This window comes from Blautia sp. Marseille-P3087 (assembly GCF_900120195.1).
In the GTDB taxonomy this organism is placed as follows: Bacteria; Bacillota; Clostridia; order Lachnospirales; family Lachnospiraceae; genus Blautia_A.
This window is the reverse complement of sequence record NZ_LT635539.1, coordinates 1,228,061-1,243,303: the sequence shown is the minus strand read 5'-3', so window position 1 is coordinate 1,243,303 and position 15,243 is coordinate 1,228,061. Positions and strand designations below refer to the sequence as shown.

General features: G+C 42.5%; 17 protein-coding genes. 14 read left to right on the top strand and 3 right to left on the bottom strand.

Annotated elements, in window-relative coordinates; translation table 11 throughout:
* Window positions 1-982: 982 nt before the first annotated feature.
* From BQ7344_RS06015 to BQ7344_RS05980, 8 genes are all read left to right on the top strand, one after another.
* Entirely contained in the window at window positions 983-1,165 is a 183-nt protein-coding gene (locus BQ7344_RS06015; RefSeq protein WP_330392898.1) for a type II toxin-antitoxin system HicA family toxin, read from the top strand.
* Between the two features lie 27 nt (window positions 1,166-1,192).
* Window positions 1,193-1,594: a type II toxin-antitoxin system HicB family antitoxin gene (locus tag BQ7344_RS06010; protein WP_072521837.1), complete on the top strand. Its 402-nt coding sequence runs from the start codon at window positions 1,193-1,195 to the stop codon at window positions 1,592-1,594.
* Window positions 1,595-1,981: 387 nt separating this feature from the next.
* A complete protein-coding gene (locus BQ7344_RS06005; protein ID WP_083585497.1) occupies window positions 1,982-2,464 on the top strand; it encodes an RNA polymerase sigma factor in 483 nt (160 codons plus the stop codon).
* A gap of 86 nt (window positions 2,465-2,550) precedes the next feature.
* Window positions 2,551-3,879 (top strand): anti sigma factor C-terminal domain-containing protein, encoded by a 1,329-nt coding sequence (locus BQ7344_RS06000; RefSeq protein WP_072521835.1) that lies wholly within the window; start codon window positions 2,551-2,553, stop codon window positions 3,877-3,879.
* Window positions 3,880-4,004: 125 nt separating this feature from the next.
* Window positions 4,005-4,286 carry a hypothetical protein gene (locus BQ7344_RS05995; RefSeq protein WP_072521834.1) on the top strand — a complete coding sequence of 94 codons (282 nt, stop codon included), beginning with the start codon at window positions 4,005-4,007 and terminating at the stop codon, window positions 4,284-4,286.
* A gap of 3 nt (window positions 4,287-4,289) precedes the next feature.
* Window positions 4,290-4,829 carry an LOG family protein gene (locus BQ7344_RS05990; protein ID WP_072521833.1) on the top strand — a complete coding sequence of 180 codons (540 nt, stop codon included), beginning with the start codon at window positions 4,290-4,292 and terminating at the stop codon, window positions 4,827-4,829.
* A gap of 47 nt (window positions 4,830-4,876) precedes the next feature.
* Window positions 4,877-5,350 carry a PTS sugar transporter subunit IIA gene (locus BQ7344_RS05985; protein ID WP_072521832.1) on the top strand — a complete coding sequence of 158 codons (474 nt, stop codon included), beginning with the start codon at window positions 4,877-4,879 and terminating at the stop codon, window positions 5,348-5,350.
* Between the two features lie 37 nt (window positions 5,351-5,387).
* Window positions 5,388-6,011, top strand: coding sequence for a cysteine peptidase family C39 domain-containing protein (locus tag BQ7344_RS05980; protein WP_072521831.1), 624 nt, complete (start codon window positions 5,388-5,390; stop codon window positions 6,009-6,011).
* A gap of 82 nt (window positions 6,012-6,093) precedes the next feature.
* Here BQ7344_RS05980 and BQ7344_RS05975 read toward each other — a convergent pair whose 3' ends face one another.
* The 3 genes from BQ7344_RS05975 to BQ7344_RS05965 form a co-directional block, all read right to left on the bottom strand.
* On the bottom strand, window positions 6,094-6,621 hold the full coding sequence (locus BQ7344_RS05975; protein WP_072521830.1) for an ECF transporter S component: 528 nt from the start codon (window positions 6,619-6,621) through the stop codon (window positions 6,094-6,096).
* A gap of 33 nt (window positions 6,622-6,654) precedes the next feature.
* Complete coding sequence (locus tag BQ7344_RS05970) at window positions 6,655-7,785, bottom strand: pyridoxal-phosphate-dependent aminotransferase family protein (RefSeq protein WP_072521829.1); 1,131 nt, start codon at window positions 7,783-7,785, stop codon at window positions 6,655-6,657.
* Window positions 7,786-7,947: 162 nt separating this feature from the next.
* Window positions 7,948-8,514 carry an ECF transporter S component gene (locus BQ7344_RS05965; protein WP_072521828.1) on the bottom strand — a complete coding sequence of 189 codons (567 nt, stop codon included), beginning with the start codon at window positions 8,512-8,514 and terminating at the stop codon, window positions 7,948-7,950.
* A 578-nt stretch (window positions 8,515-9,092) separates the two neighbouring features.
* Between BQ7344_RS05965 and BQ7344_RS05960 the strand changes: the two genes are divergently transcribed.
* The 6 genes from BQ7344_RS05960 to BQ7344_RS05935 all read left to right on the top strand — a co-directional run bounded on the left by BQ7344_RS05960 (window position 9,093) and on the right by BQ7344_RS05935 (window position 15,239).
* Window positions 9,093-10,010 carry an alpha/beta hydrolase gene (locus tag BQ7344_RS05960; RefSeq protein WP_235816057.1) on the top strand — a complete coding sequence of 306 codons (918 nt, stop codon included), beginning with the start codon at window positions 9,093-9,095 and terminating at the stop codon, window positions 10,008-10,010.
* 18 nt (window positions 10,011-10,028) lie between these two features.
* Window positions 10,029-11,081: a 16S rRNA (cytosine(1402)-N(4))-methyltransferase RsmH gene (gene rsmH, locus BQ7344_RS05955; protein ID WP_072521827.1), complete on the top strand. Its 1,053-nt coding sequence runs from the start codon at window positions 10,029-10,031 to the stop codon at window positions 11,079-11,081.
* Between the two features lie 172 nt (window positions 11,082-11,253).
* On the top strand, window positions 11,254-11,364 hold the full coding sequence (locus BQ7344_RS05950; RefSeq protein ID WP_072521826.1) for a heavy-metal-associated domain-containing protein: 111 nt from the start codon (window positions 11,254-11,256) through the stop codon (window positions 11,362-11,364).
* A 32-nt stretch (window positions 11,365-11,396) separates the two neighbouring features.
* Window positions 11,397-11,648, top strand: coding sequence for a sulfite exporter TauE/SafE family protein (locus BQ7344_RS05945; RefSeq protein ID WP_072521825.1), 252 nt, complete (start codon window positions 11,397-11,399; stop codon window positions 11,646-11,648).
* 223 nt (window positions 11,649-11,871) lie between these two features.
* A complete protein-coding gene (locus tag BQ7344_RS05940) occupies window positions 11,872-13,938 on the top strand; it encodes a hybrid sensor histidine kinase/response regulator (protein WP_072521824.1) in 2,067 nt (688 codons plus the stop codon).
* A gap of 68 nt (window positions 13,939-14,006) precedes the next feature.
* Window positions 14,007-15,239: an MYG1 family protein gene (locus tag BQ7344_RS05935; RefSeq protein WP_072521823.1), complete on the top strand. Its 1,233-nt coding sequence runs from the start codon at window positions 14,007-14,009 to the stop codon at window positions 15,237-15,239.
* Window positions 15,240-15,243: the final 4 nt, after the last annotated feature.

Genomic DNA, 15,243 nt, shown 5'->3' with positions numbered 1-15,243 from the left:
CTGATCAGAAACTCACACCAACAAAATATATGATAAAAGTTCCCTCCTGTAGAGTTGGTTCACAGGAGGGATTTTTTTATGTAATAGGAAATTACTCCGTAATGTTCCTATTACACAAAAACGCTCCGCGAGGATGCGACCAGATGCATGAGGAATATGTCTGCTGAAGCAGACGGCATCTGGCGCGCAAAGCGTAGCAAGTCCCTCAAAGATTGAGGAATTCAGGGAGTTTGAAGCGGACTTGTCCGCTTTGTTCTACGGGCGGGGAAGGGGATTGGATGACCGGGGGAAGAGTAAGTTAAGTGAAAGTCCGCAGAATATGTAGCACCGGTTGACTAGGAGAAAAGCAAGTTACCAGAGAGGTACCGGAATTCGTAGCATCGGTTGACTAGGAGAAAAGCAAGTTACCAGGAGGTCAACAGAATTTGTAAAAAAGGATGACTATACAAGGAGTAAGTAAGAGGAGAGTACCCAAAATCGTTCAAATCGGATGCCTGTGAAATAGGAAAGTCATCTGGGAGTCAATGGAAGCTCCGAAAATGGATGACTTGATCCAGAGTTACACAAAACCAAGTCAACCAAACCGATTTTTCTGTCATTTTCTTTACGTGGAACGATGATACATTCAAGACCGTTTTCAGGCAGTTTTTCGGATATAATTTAATTGTAGATTCCGGTGACGAGGCTTATCGGCTCCTTGCCCACATAACGACAGGGATATTAAGTGCAACGGCAAAAAATACTATCATAATTCTATAACAGTCATAAACAAAGGTAACGAAAAAGACAATTCTTAAATGGAATGACAGTATAAATGAAAAAGTTGTAAATAAGCGTTTAGTGAAATTTTGTCGGAAAAAGAAGAACGAATTTGTTTGTTATATATGATATTTACTGTTAACATTATGGGAGCGGGAAAACAGAAAAATAAATTGAAATACGTAATGATACGTGTTAAAATAAAGGAGGATATGAATTGCCAATGACGCCAAGGGAGATGATAAAGCTCCTGAAAGAAAATGGATATGAAACAATAAGTCAAAATGGTTCACATATGAAAATGAAAAATGTACATACTGGAAAATCTGTAATTGTTCCATATCATTCAAAAGATTTAAAGAAAGGTCTGGAACAGGCAATTCTTAAACAGGCGGGAATCAGATAGTTTTGTTGTGTGAATGGAGGCTTACGTATGAACAAACGTTTATTTTATCCGGCAGTTTTTCATAGAGCAGAAGAAGGCGGATTCTGGGTAACATTTCCGGATATTCCGGAATGTATGACACAGGGAGAAGATATGCAGGAAGCATATGAGATGGCAGCAGATGCACTGGGCTTATCTTTGACTACAATAGATAATGAGGGAGAAACGCTTCCGAAGGCATCTTCTGCAGATGAAATTACAGTGGAAGATGGTATACTTGTAATTGTTGAATTTGATATAGCAGAATACCGGCGAAAGAACCGTTCCAGAGCTGTAAAGAAAACACTCAGTATTCCAGAATGGCTTAATGAAGCTGCCATACGTGAAAACCTGAATTTTTCTCAGGTTCTTCAGGATGCGTTGATGGCAAAGCTTGGGATGAACAGATAAATCAGTCAGCACTCTTTATGGGTGCTGATTTTTTATGTAATAGGAAATTACTCCGTAATGTTCCTATTACACAAAAACGCTCCGCGAGGATGCGACCAGATGCATGAGGAATATGTCTGCTGAAGCAGACGGCATCTGGCGCGCAAAGCGTAACAAGTCCCTCAAAGATTGAGGGATTCAGGGAGTTTGAAGCGGACTTGTCCGCTTTGTTCTTTACAGTCAGCTTACCCGCTATGCGGGTAGATATTTATTTTTGTAACATTTTTCCTGCTCAAATGTTATATTGTTGAAAGAGGTAAAAATGCCGGTGGGAAACGTGGACAGGAAAGCATCAGCCGGTGCAGAATTTCGGAAAGGGGGAAAACAGATGTGGATAATGAGCTTTTAATGAAGTTATATGGCGCATATCAAAAAGAATTATATCTGTATTTGTATTCCCTTTGCAGGAACCGGCATCAGGCAGAGGATCTGTTGCATGAGACATTTTTGAAAGCGCTTCTGGCGTTGCCGGACGGACATACAAATATGCGGGCATGGCTTTATATGGTTGCGAGGAATCTGTTTTATAATCAGCAGAAAAAGAGGTCAAAAGAGATTCTCAGTAAGGAACAAAATGTTGTGCCGGAAGATTGCGAAAAAGGAGACCTGCTCGAAAACATTCTTGCTGAAGAAAGCAGGCGAATGCTTTACCGGGCACTTCAGAACCTGGATTTAAAAAAACGCGAGATCATTCAGATGCAGTATTTCGGCGGAATGTCGCAGAAAGAGATTGCCGCAGTTTTACATATTACTCCGGAGAATGTCCGTGTGTTGGCATATCGGGCAAAGAAAGAATTGAAGAAAGACTTAGAAGAGTTAAAAGGAGAATAGGCAGATAAGTGAAAAGCGTAAAAAATAGTATGAAATATGTAAGTAGAATTAGATAGAAATATAGTTGGCAGAGAGGAGGACGTGAAATGACATATCGCGAGTTATTGAGGCTATATAAGCAGGGAAAGTTGGAAGACAGCGCAAAAAAACAGATAGAAGCGGAAATCGAAAAACAAGATGCAATCAGTGAATTTCTTTATGAAGAGGGAGAGATACCTGATTTTTCTGATTTGGAGAATGAACAGGGATGTTTCAATGGGTTGAATGACGAAACACAGAAGACAGAACGACAAAATAGTAAAAACGATAACAGCATAGAAGAACAACAGAGAAATCAGCCGGAGAAGCAAGAGGAAGCTTTTAACGAGCAGTTCATGAAGGAAATCCGGCACTCTATCCGCAAGGCTTTTATCAAAATGGGAACAATCGTAGGGGCTGTTGTTTTACTCCTTGTTTTCTGTGCAGTCTTTATCCTTCCGAAAGCAGTCTCAAAATTTTACTACGATCCAAACGAAGCAGCAGGAGCGTATGAAGGAATGACGACGACCAGAATGTCTCTGGATCTTTCCGTATATTCGGAACTGTTTTTGCCGGGAAATTACCGTGATCAGGTAAATGCAGTTTCCAGAGGCTATGGCGAATATGATATCGTTATCCCACAGACTTACACCTGGACGGGAAAATTTACTTCTGTCAGTGGCCGATTGGTGCGGGGCAAACTTACTTTGTATGATAACAATATTCTGAGCCGTCCGGCGCTGATGTTTTACCTTCCGGGAGATGAGAATGCATGGGAAGCATGGGAGACAGATGAGAACGGAAAGGAAACAAAAGTGGATACAGAGGCTCGCAAACAGGAGAGTATTCAGTATTCAAAAGAAGAAATTTCCGGATACAACGATAATGACTGGTACACGGCATATGTTTCCATAAACAAACTTATGGACTACAAAGCTTTTATTGACTGGTTTGAAAAACTTTCTGATAAAAAAGGTCTGGAGTGGGGAAATCTCTGGTGTGCAGTTCACACAGAAGAAGACGGATACTGCAGCGAGCCAAACATTGGTTTTTGTCCGTATGCATCTGGTTCAGGCATGAGCTGGGACAAAGAAAAATATCCGTATCTGTCGCTTCTGGATAATGCAGATCCTTATAATGAGGCAGAAGTGACCGATGCAGATATCATGCAGACACATTTTACCAGTATACTTTCCTATATGCAGGATCATGATGACATCCTTTCCATGATGGGGCAGTCAACTGATTATCAGGAAGACTATCAGAATATGATTGATTATGTAAAGAAAAACGGCCTGAAGATCCACGGCTTTGCAATCAGTACAAAGAAGAAGACTCTTCTTGAATTATATAAGGAAGATGTGGTATCTTATATTCAGACAACACCACAAAATTAGAAAAGAAATGCAGACATATACGTTGGTGTGTGTCTGCATTTCTGCATTTTAAGAGAAATAAGATGCAGAATACTTCATATTTGTGGCTACCAGCAAAGATGTTTACAATAAGGGAGGGCGACACCATGGGAATTACAGAAATGTTGGATGAATTGAAAAGCAAAGCATGTCGTGACGAGAAGCTTCGGGCAGAACTTCTGGAAACAAGGAAAGATGCACAGCCTCTCAGCGCATTTTGTCGGAAATGCAGAGAACTGGGATATGAGATCTACGATATGGATCTGATCACTGCAGGTGAAGAATTTTATGCTACGATGCGCAGGAGCACTAATGGCGGTGGCGAGAACTCACCAATGCTTGAAGGCGAGGATGATTTTTACGAATTATTCTTTGCAGGACTGGAGTAAATTATGAATATATGTATCTATGGCGCTTCCAGTGCGCAGCTGGAGCAGATTTATTATGACAAAACAGAAGAACTCGGAAAAATGATGGCGAAGCGTGGACACGGGCTGGTGTTCGGCGGCGGCGCGACAGGAATGATGGGATCAGCGGCGCGAGGTGTGGATGTCGAAGGAGGTTATATTCTTGGTATTGCACCACGATTTTTTGATAAACCGGGTGTTCTGTATCAGAACTGCAGTGAATTTATTTTTACAGATACCATGCGTGAGCGCAAAAAACTTCTCGAGGAGCGCTCTGATGCAACAATCGTTACACCAGGCGGAATCGGAACCTATGAAGAATTTTTTGAGATCCTGACGCTTAAAAGTCTACACAGACTGGATCGCCCGATCGTTCTCTACAATATCAACGGCTACTATGACGGAATGGAAGTTCTGTTGCGCCATACGGCTGATGAGAAATTCATGGATCCGTCCAATCTGAAACTCTGTGAATTTATGGATGATCCGGAGCAGATCTTATCTTACATAGAAAATTACAGGTAACCGGTTAAGGGGGATGAAAAAGGAATACAACAGAAAGCAGGTAAAAAATGATCTGGAAAGAGCTAAACGACAATTTGATTTTTCATAATTTAAAGGCATCCGACAATATAGAGGTGCTGCAGCTCATGGGAGATGCCATGATACAGGAAGGGTATGGAGAAGAAGGGTTCACAGAGGCTGTTCTGAAAAGAGAAAAGGATTATCCGACAGGGCTGGATGTGAACGGGATTGGAGTGGCAATTCCACATACAGACGCGGAACATGTAAAAAAAGAAGGTATTTCAATTGCAGTGCTGAATCCGCCAATTGAATTTGATGCAATGGGGGAGGAAGACTGCAGGATTCCGGTGAAAATTGTGATCATGTTTACTGTGGCCGGAAAAGATAAGCATATTGACCGACTGCTGCAGGTCCTTGATATGATCAAGGATGAAGAAATCCTGCAAGGACTGCTTGATGCGAAGAATAAAAAAGAAATCCGAACAGTAATACAAAAAAGAGAGAAGTCAGATATAAACTGACTGCATTAAATTTTACTTACCGAAGAGAGAGATTATTATGAAAAATCCGTTACATTATCAATTATCTGAATACGACTGTGGACCGACTTCCATGATGAATGCGCTTGCCTATCTGTTCGAGCGGGAGGAGATCCCTCCGGAGGCAGTCCGAAATACGATGCTTTATTGTCTGGACTGCCACAGCAAAGAAGGAATCCCAGGCAAAAGAGGCACTTCCAGAGCAGCGATGATGTTCCTCAGCAATTGGCTGAACGAATACGGAGACCTCGGCATCATGTCTGTGAGCAGTGAATATCTGTCAGGACGAGGCGTGTACATAGATGGAGAAAGTCGCATCAATCATGCGCTGAATCATGGGGGTGTGGCGGTAGTGCGTCTGTATCTTGAGGAAGAGCATTATGTTTTGATGACTGGAATACAGAATGAAAATATTCTTCTCTTCGATCCGTATTACTGGGATAAACCATATGAACAGAAAGATATTCTGATGGATGATAAACATCCTAAGGAATACAACCGCATAGTGCCGTTTAAGTACTTTAATCAGGAAAACAAAGAAACAATATACGCTCTTGGTCCGGTGGAGGAACGTGAGGCGGTTCTGATATTCAACGAAAAGACGAAGACCGTACCGGAGGAAGTAATAGAGTACTTTATCTGAGGAATAAAAAAGGATTTCCGAATCTATGGAGATGTGAATGAACCATAGAACGGGAATCCTTTTGAGGTTATTGATAAATTATTTATTTACCTGCAGCAACTGCGGTCTGACGTACATTTGGAATGGAAATCAGGATCGGGTAAAGGATACAGGAAATAACAAGTCCGCCGGTACCCTGAATGATGTTTGCAGGGATGCTGGCAGCTGCGCCTGCTCCGTAGATGAAGAATTCACATACGAAATATCCGCCTGCAACGAGGATGATGTCTGCAACACCGCCAAGAATGACTGCAATGTAGCGGCTCTTCTGGTTTTTACCGATTTTCTGATAAAGAAGTCCGGCAGCAAGTGCAACAAGACCTTTTATCACGAAAGTAATCGGAACATAAATGAAATATCCACCGATCAGGTCAGAAAGTGCAGATCCGATACCGCCTGCAAGGAAGCCCCAGACCGGTCCGAGAATTACACCGGAGAGGATCACGATAGCGTCCCCCGGGTGAATGTATCCGCCGGTTCCCGGAGTAGGGATGCGGATGGACATGGTTGCCACGCAGGAAAGTGCAGCAAACAAAGCTGCGAGAATTAATTTTTTCAGATTGTTATTCATAGTAAATGAGCCTCTTTTCTATTGGTGTAAATTTTATTTCATGCTGTCGCAGAAGAGTTTTTCCATGCTTGCTTTAAGTGGAACACCAAGTTTGGCGAGCGTTCCGTCCAGAGCTGCAAAGACTTCACGAACATTGTAGTAATCAGCATTGTTTCCCATATGTCCGATGCGGATGACTTTGCCTGCAAGTACATCAAAAGAACCTGCAAGCATGATGTTGTAGTCATTTCTGACACCATCAAGGATTGCTTTGGCGGTGGTTCCTTCCGGGATCTCAAATACAGTAACAGTGCTGGAAAAACCACTCTTAAGATAAAGGTTCAGGCCGGCACCGGTGATTGCTTTGCGGGAAGCTTCGGCGATTTTTTCATGTCGTGTCAGGATGTCCGGGTCGGCTGCAATGTTGTCGATCGCGGCACGGAGTCCGTAGATATCACTGATCGGCATGGTGTACGGGAACCATTTTTCTTCATAATAATGTGCAAAAGTCGTCAGATTTGCGTAGAAAGATGCAATTGGTGTCTTACGGTCTGTCATGGCTTTTTTTGCATCATTACTGATCACTACGAAGGTGAGTCCCGGAGGTGCGGAAACAACTTTCTGGGAACCGCCGCACATAATGTCAATCTGCCAGTCAGAGATACGCATCGGTTCGCCGAAAGAAGCAGATACGGAATCGACAACTGTCATGATGCCGTATTTCTTAAGAAGCGGACAGATTGCGGAAACATCGTTCAGCATACCGCTTGGTGTATCTCCATGGACAACGGTTGCGTATTTGTAATCATGATTTTCTTTGAGGAAGTTTTCGAGTTCCTGTACGTCAAGGGTTTCACGGTAATCTCTGGAGTAGAGCTCCGGACATCCGCCGTACATGGAAACAAAATCTGCGAATCCTTTGCCATAGATGCCGTTGTCCAGAACGAGGACGCGGTCACCTGGTTCGGTCATGGACGCACAGGCGGCTTCCAGTCCGAGGATTCCCTCTCCGCTGAGGATGAGTGTTTCGTTGTCGGTGTGGAGAAGCCGGCTGATCTCTTCGCAGGTTTCCTTATAAAATTCTACGAAGTTTTCGTCAAGATCAGGGTTGGTACATTCTCTGCTGCGGGCGAGACGCACGTTTTCGGCAACCTGTGTCGGGCCCGGTGTCATAATTTTATACATAAGATCAAGTCCTTTTTCTTATTATTTTTTTAATCCGGTGTAACTGTTCAGTACTTTCACAGTTACGAGCCAAAATGCATTCCAGATCACCTTTGGTGATGGCATTTTGACTTGTATATCTCGGGATTTTGACATATACATGTCAAAACACCTCGCGGGATATTACTTGAATTTACGTAAACCGACTCTTTTAGCAGCAACGTTCAGAGGTGCGATCACAACAAGTGTGATGACTGCTGCAACACCAATCTGTACGAGGTTTCCCGGAATGGAAGCAACCGGTGCAAGTGGATTACCGTAGATTACGACTTCCGCGATATAGTATCCTGCAACTTTGATTACGCAGGCTGCGATGAGTGCGATTACATACCACTTGAAGTTCTGGTGTTTTTCGTCTTCGGTAAATCTGCCTACGGTGAAGCCCATGAGAGCAACGATTACAAAAGTAAATGGAGCCCATAAAGTCCAACCGGAAAGCAGGTCAAACAGTCCCATTCCGACACCACCTGCGATCGCTCCGGTCTTTTTGCCGAAGATGATCGCGCCGATAAACAGCGGAACATTGCCGAGATGGATAAGTCCTCCGTTGGCTGCAATCGGAAGACGGACGTTGATGAATGCTGTAAAGATGTAAGTAAGAGCTACAAAGATAGCGGTCACGGTAAGAAACTGAACGGAAGAAGTAATCTCACGCTCAGCTGCTGCTGTCTGTACGTTTGTGTTTGCCATGATAATTATTCCTTTCCCGGGAAGTAATATAAAACCTCCCTATTTCTTATGTTTTTTGATTGTGTATACTTTACAATAGAACTGTACATGAATAAAGAGGCAATTTGAAGAAAAAATAAGGGGACAGTTTGCGGTACCCAAATGTGAATGACCTTGTTGGTATTTGTACTTGTTTAGACCATCTATTTTCGGTGTACTTTTTGACTACCAGGATACTTGCTTTTATTTAGACCATCTTTTTTCGACGGATTTATTGACTTTCGGAGTACTTACTTCTATTTAAATCATCTGTTTTACTCGGATTTTGTGGACTTTGTTTGTACTTACTGTTGCTGGAGTCATTGGTAGCTTGAGAATTCGTGGACTTGTTCTGGACTTGCTTTTTTGGTGGTCATTTTTGACACGAAAATTTGTTGGTTTAATTTGTATTTGGTTGTTTGGGAGGCATTGACAGACCGTAGATTTATAGTTGAGATGAACAGGACGACATGGTATGATAATCTAAGATCAAAACAGATTTTTATACAAAATGAAAATATGAAACAGCTTACAAATAAAACAGATTACGGAGGAAAAACGTGAAAAAAATATTGTCTCCGATGGAAAAAATTCGATTTCCGGAAAGTGAAGAGCTTCCGGAGGGAGTGAAAGAAATCGACGTAAAGGACACATTCGGATATTGTACCGAACTTTATCCGGATGTTGAATACGCAGAGCACAGTGGCAGGAAGCTGCATCTTCAGATCATGGCACCGCTCGTTTATGGAAAAGATCTAAAATGGCCGCTGATCGTATATGTACAGGGATCTTCCTGGCATAAGCAGAAATTGTTTCAGAGTCTTCCGACACTGGTCAGGATGTGCGAAAGAGGATATGCCGTGGCAATTGTGGAGCACAGAGAAAGCGAGCTGGCACCATTTCCCGCTCAGGTGATAGACACCAAAGCTGCAATTCGTTTTTTGAGGATGAATGGAGCACATTATGGCATCAATGTGAGCAAAGTGGTACTCTGGGGCGATTCAAGCGGGGCACATACAGCGCTGATGGCTGGAATTACCGGAGATGCGGAGTATCTTCCGGAAAAATATCCACAGACAACAACAGAAGTGGACTGCATCATAGACTGGTTTGGGCCGACAGATCTTATGGCAGCATCACAGTATCCGTCTGCAATCGATCATGATTCAGCCAAAAGTCCGTCAGGAGTACTGATTGGCGGAAAAACACTTCATGATCATCCGGAGGATGCTTATCCGGCAAATCCTGTGGTGCATCTGCACCGCAATCGAAAAACACCGCCTGTTCTTATTATGCATGGTGGCAGTGACCCGCTGGTTCCGTTTAATCAGTCCTGTATTTTATATGAGGCTTTAAAACGGATGGATAAGGAAGTGGAGTTTGTCAAGCTCAGGAATGCCGGACATGGATGGGGCGGTTTTATGAGTGAGGCGGCACTGGATATAGTAGAAGAATTTATAAAGAAGAAAATTAATTAAAAATACAGGGAGAACAAAATGGAACAGGAAACACAGACACCACACAAACGAAGAGTACGATATAAGGGAAAATATCCGCGCAAATTTGAGGAAAAATATAAAGAGCTGAATCCGGAGAAATATAAGGATACGATCGAACATGTCATCAGTAAGGGCAACACTCCGGCAGGAATGCATATTTCCATCATGGTAAAGGAAATCCTTGATTTCCTGAAGATCCAGCCGGGCGAGACAGGATTTGATGCGACACTTGGCTATGGCGGACATACAAAAGCAATGATGGAATGCCTGCATGGTGAAGGCCATATGTATGCAACAGATGTGGATCCGGAGGAATCAGCAAAGACCCGTAAGCGTCTGGCAGAGCAGGGCTTTGGAGAGGACATTCTGACGGTTAAACTTCAGAATTTCTGTACGATCGATGAGATTGCAAAAGAAGCCGGTGGATTTGATTTTATTCTTGCAGATCTTGGGGTATCGTCCATGCAGATTGACAATCCGAAGCGTGGTTTTTCTTTCCGCGCAGACGGACCGCTTGATCTTCGACTGAATCAGGAAAAGGGAATCAGCGCGGCAGAGAGACTTGATACGATCAGCAGAGATGAACTTGCCGGAATGCTTTATGAAAATTCCGATGAGCCATATTGTGAGGAGATTGCAAAAGCAATTACGGACGAGATCCGCAGGGGAAATCGTGTAGATACTACGACAAAATTGCGTGAGATTATCGAGAAGACACTTTCTTTTATTCCGGAAAAAGAACGTAAAGATACCGTCCGCAAGACCTGCCAGAGAGTATTCCAGGCGCTGCGTATCGACGTAAACCGCGAGTTTGAGGTCCTGTATGAATTTATGGAAAAACTGCCGGATGCTCTCAAACCGGGCGGACGTGTGGCAATCCTGACGTTCCATTCAGGAGAAGACAAGCTTGTAAAGAAAGCACTTAAGGCCGGCTATAAAGCAGGAATCTATTCCGACTATGCCAAAGATGTGATTCGCCCTTCCGCGCAGGAATGTGCCCAGAACGGCAGAGCCAGATCCACAAAAATGCGCTGGGCGGTTAAGGCATGAGTACGTCCTATATGCTAAAAATGAAGATTTTGTGAAGCGAATCAAAAGTATTGACAGTAAAACAAAGAATTATTACAATAAACCTATTATAAAGATATGTTAAACAAGACTGTTACAGTAGATAAACTATTGTGACAGTCTTTTGTTTTGACTTCATCAGAAAGGAAACAAAATGAAACATCAGAAAATATACGTTAATGGAATGACCTGTATTAACTGTCAGAACAGAATTACATCCACACTGCAGCAGACCAGTGGAATCACAGAAGCTTCCGTCAGCTAGAAATTGCAATCATCGCAGTCATATTTTTACTTTTGCAGCATTTGGGAATTCTGAACCGTCTGGCACCGGGAAAGCTTGCGGACAGTGAGATGGGATATGGTGCATTGTTTGTGATTGGACTGATCACTTCCGTACACTGTATAGCCATGTGCGGTGGAATTAATTTATCACAGACTTTGTCAAGTGAAAAAAATGGCTCAATGTTCCGTAATTCACTGCAATACAACATTGGACGTGTGATTTCTTATTCCATGATTGGAGGTATACTTGCTGGATGGGAATGATCACAGGAAAAATTCATGTGGAAAGTTGAGAAATAGATTATGAAAAAGTAATTGCAGCGGGGATCAGAAGACAAACATAAGAATGCTCTTTTGGGTAGAAAATATTATACAGAAATGCTATACTTGAAAAAAATCAGACATTATGCGGCAACTGGGAAGATATCAGACAGACAGGAGCAGCTAAAGACTTTAACGGAAAGAGGATTCTTCCGGCAGAGTTACTTTGAAAGGATTAGATATGATGTTTTCACATAAAGAAGAATATGCCTTAAACAAATTATTGCCGGAATATGTTTCTCTGTATCATATAGACCTCAATTCAGGAAAATATGAAATTCTGAGGATAGCATCCAATACGAATGCCAGATTGATTGCAGAACAGGTGCAGTCAATTCCGGCTTTTGATGAATATACTCAACAATATGCCGAAGCATTTATACTGAAAGAGGAGAGAGAAGAATTTCTGGACTGGCATTTATGCAAAAATATGAAAAAACGACTTCTTGAGAACGAGAAGATTACATATCATTATCACAGCGTTTCAAAAGAAGGAAAAGACAGTTATTATGAAGCCTACGCAGTAAAAGAGAATGTGGACAAAAGCAAATTTTATATTTTTCTGGGATACCGGAATATAGACAGTATTCTTTATAAAGAGAAAGCAATTCAGGAGAAACTTCAGAGAGCACTGGATGAAACAAGACTAAGCAATGAGATTATATCGTCCATTGCAAAAACATATCAGTATATTTCAAGAATCGATATTGAAGCGGACTGGTTTGAGGAAGTATCCAACAGAGACAGGGTACACATGAAATTTTTGAAAGGCGGATGCGTATCTCAGGGCAACAAAAAAATCTGCAAAGACGTTGTTGCAGAGGAATATCAGGAAGCTTTTCTCAAATTTACGGATCTTTCTACACTTCCGGAGCGGATGAAAAAGGAAGAAACAATTGCGATGGAATACCGGATGAAAGACGGAAACTGGCACAAACTCCGTTTTATCGAAAAAAAACGAGATAAAAACGGAAAGCTGACACATGTTCTCTGTGCGATAAGAAGTGTCAGTGATGCAAAGAAAAAGGAGCAGATGCTGATTTCACAGGTAGCAGAAGCCAAAAAGGATGCTGCTCTGAAAGCCAGATTTTTATCGAATATGAGTCATGACATCCGCACACCGTTAAACGGAATTATGGGTATGCTCGATCAGGCAAACCATTACCCGGATAATCTTGAAATGCAGCAGAAATTCAGAGATAAGATGATGGAATCATCAAAATACCTGCTTTCTCTTGTGAATAATATTCTGGAGATGAATAAGCTGGAAGCAGAGGAGTATACAGATAAGGAAATCTCGTTTAATCTTGCAGATGTGCTGAAGCAGGCGAATACTGAAAGGCAGATACTGGCGGAGAAGAAAAATGTTTCTTATATAGTAGATTGGGAAAATTCAGATTTAACATATGTGAACCTGAGTGGGAATCCTGTGTATCTGGAAAGATTACTTGCCGCGGTTTCAGATAATGCAGTGAAGTTCACGAATCCGGGAGGCTGTGTAAAGGTATGGTGTAAGCAAAAGAAAGCGGATAACGAACATGTGCTGTGTGAGTTCGGTTGTGCGGATAACGGAATCGGTATGAGTGAGGAGTTTATCGGGCATGCATTTGAGATGTTTTCGCAGGAAAATCAAACCAGCAGAACACAGTATGAGGGCTCCGGCCTGGGACTTTCAATTGCAAAGAAGATTGTCGGGTATCTTGGCGGTAAGATAGAACTGGAGAGCAGAAAGGGAGTCGGAACGACCGTGATCATGACAGTTCCGTTCAGAATCGGTATAACAGCGCCATTTGAAAAAAGAACAGTGCATGAGGGAATATCTTTAGAAGGAAAACGTGCACTTGTTGCAGAGGACAATGAACTGAACATGGAAATTGTAAAATTTATGCTGGAAGATCATGGAATCATAGTGGATTGTGCAGAAGACGGTCTGGAAGCTGTAAAAAAATTCGAAGAAAATGAACCGGGATATTATGATGTGATTTACATGGATATCATGATGCCAAATATGAACGGATGGGATGCGACCAGAAAAATCCGCTCCATGCAAAGACCAGATGCAGGAACGATTCCAATCATAGCAATGAGTGCAAACGCATTTGCCGAAGATATCATCAACAGCCGGATTTCCGGCATGAACCGCCATATTGCAAAGCCGCTTGATGCGGAAAGCGTTCTGAATGTATTCAAAGAATGTATCAACATCAGCGAAAATAAAGAAAAAAATAAGTAATTGCAATTCTGTGCTATACTGAAAATATTTTATTTTACTACAAAAACCCAACTCACAGGAGAATATACATGAACAATTTATTATACCAGATCCACCGCCCGGGCGCCTCTGCATTTACGCACAGCGGGAAATTTCATGCAGATGATGTTTTTTCGGCGGCATTATTATTATATCTGAACCCGGAAATTATGATCACACGCGGCAATCGTGTACCGGAAGACTTTGACGGGATCGTATTTGACATCGGAAGAGGTCAATACGATCATCACCAGAAAGACAGCAGGATTCGTGAAAACGGTATTCCGTACGCGGCATTTGGTCTTTTATGGGAGGAGCTTGGTGCAGACATCCTTGGGGAAGAACTTGCGCAGAAATTCGACGAATCCTTCGTGCAGCCACTTGATAACAATGACAATACAGGTGAAAAGAACGAGCTTGCCACATTGATCGGCAATTTCAACCCGACATGGGATGCAGAAGGAAGCAATGACGAAGCATTTTTTCAGGCGGTAAGTGTCGCAGGGATGATTCTGGAAAATAAATTCGAACGTTTCAGAGGAAACGAACGTGCAGACAAACGTATAGAAGAAATTTATGCCCACCATGAACAGGCAGTGCATGACAGAGAAAAACACAGAGATGATGCACGTATTCTGATTCTTCCAGAATTTGTGCCGTGCCAGAAATTTCTCTCCGAAACGGAAATTGCATTTGTGATCTTTCCATCAAACAGAGGCGGCTATTGTATTCAGCCACAGAAAAAAGAATATTCCATGAATTATAAATGCAGCTTTCCGGTGGAGTGGCTTGGACTTGAAAACGAAGAACTGGCAGCAGCGACCGGATTAAAATCGGCGGGCTTTTGTCATAAAGGCGGCTTCCTTATGACAACAGGAGAGCTTGCTGATGCTGTGCAGGCATGCCATATCAGCATGGAACAGTTTCAGGAAAAACCGGTGATCGTAAACTTAGGCGGAACAGAAGAAGCGGATGAACTTCTCGTACAGTTACCGGGAGTATCATCTGCAAAAGTGGTACATCTCGAGTTCCCTGAGCTTCCGGAGCTTGAAATTCAGGGAATATATGGCGAGGCTGCACTGGAGAAGCAGGAGTGGAAATGCCTGATCAAAGAACAGGTGAAGAAAATTCTGAAATACAAACCAGAGGCAGTTTTTGCGGGAGAAAATCTGTTTGCCGCATATCCGATCGTGCATTCACTTCGAAAAAAACACATACCGGTACTGACTCTGGTGCAAAAAGACGGGAAGAAGCTGATTGTGCGGATTCCGTCAGGATCATAAGGAA

Bases quoted from the DNA above. Each gene is read 5' to 3' on its own strand.
- BQ7344_RS05970 (WP_072521829.1), bottom strand. From the start codon at position 7,785: ATGTATAAAATTATGACACCGGGCCCGACACAGGTTGCCGAAAACGTG.
- BQ7344_RS06010 (WP_072521837.1), top strand. From the start codon at position 1,193: ATGAACAAACGTTTATTTTATCCGGCAGTTTTTCATAGAGCAGAAGAA.
- BQ7344_RS05950 (WP_072521826.1), top strand. From the start codon at position 11,254: ATGAAACATCAGAAAATATACGTTAATGGAATGACCTGTATTAACTGT.
- BQ7344_RS05990 (WP_072521833.1), top strand. From the start codon at position 4,290: ATGAATATATGTATCTATGGCGCTTCCAGTGCGCAGCTGGAGCAGATT.
- BQ7344_RS06000 (WP_072521835.1), top strand. From the start codon at position 2,551: ATGACATATCGCGAGTTATTGAGGCTATATAAGCAGGGAAAGTTGGAA.
- BQ7344_RS06015 (WP_330392898.1), top strand. From the start codon at position 983: ATGACGCCAAGGGAGATGATAAAGCTCCTGAAAGAAAATGGATATGAA.
- BQ7344_RS05980 (WP_072521831.1), top strand. From the start codon at position 5,388: ATGAAAAATCCGTTACATTATCAATTATCTGAATACGACTGTGGACCG.
- BQ7344_RS05975 (WP_072521830.1), bottom strand. From the start codon at position 6,621: ATGAATAACAATCTGAAAAAATTAATTCTCGCAGCTTTGTTTGCTGCA.
- BQ7344_RS05985 (WP_072521832.1), top strand. From the start codon at position 4,877: ATGATCTGGAAAGAGCTAAACGACAATTTGATTTTTCATAATTTAAAG.
- rsmH (WP_072521827.1), top strand. From the start codon at position 10,029: ATGGAACAGGAAACACAGACACCACACAAACGAAGAGTACGATATAAG.
- BQ7344_RS05935 (WP_072521823.1), top strand. From the start codon at position 14,007: ATGAACAATTTATTATACCAGATCCACCGCCCGGGCGCCTCTGCATTT.
- BQ7344_RS05965 (WP_072521828.1), bottom strand. From the start codon at position 8,514: ATGGCAAACACAAACGTACAGACAGCAGCAGCTGAGCGTGAGATTACT.
- BQ7344_RS05995 (WP_072521834.1), top strand. From the start codon at position 4,005: ATGGGAATTACAGAAATGTTGGATGAATTGAAAAGCAAAGCATGTCGT.
- BQ7344_RS06005 (WP_083585497.1), top strand. From the start codon at position 1,982: ATGAAGTTATATGGCGCATATCAAAAAGAATTATATCTGTATTTGTAT.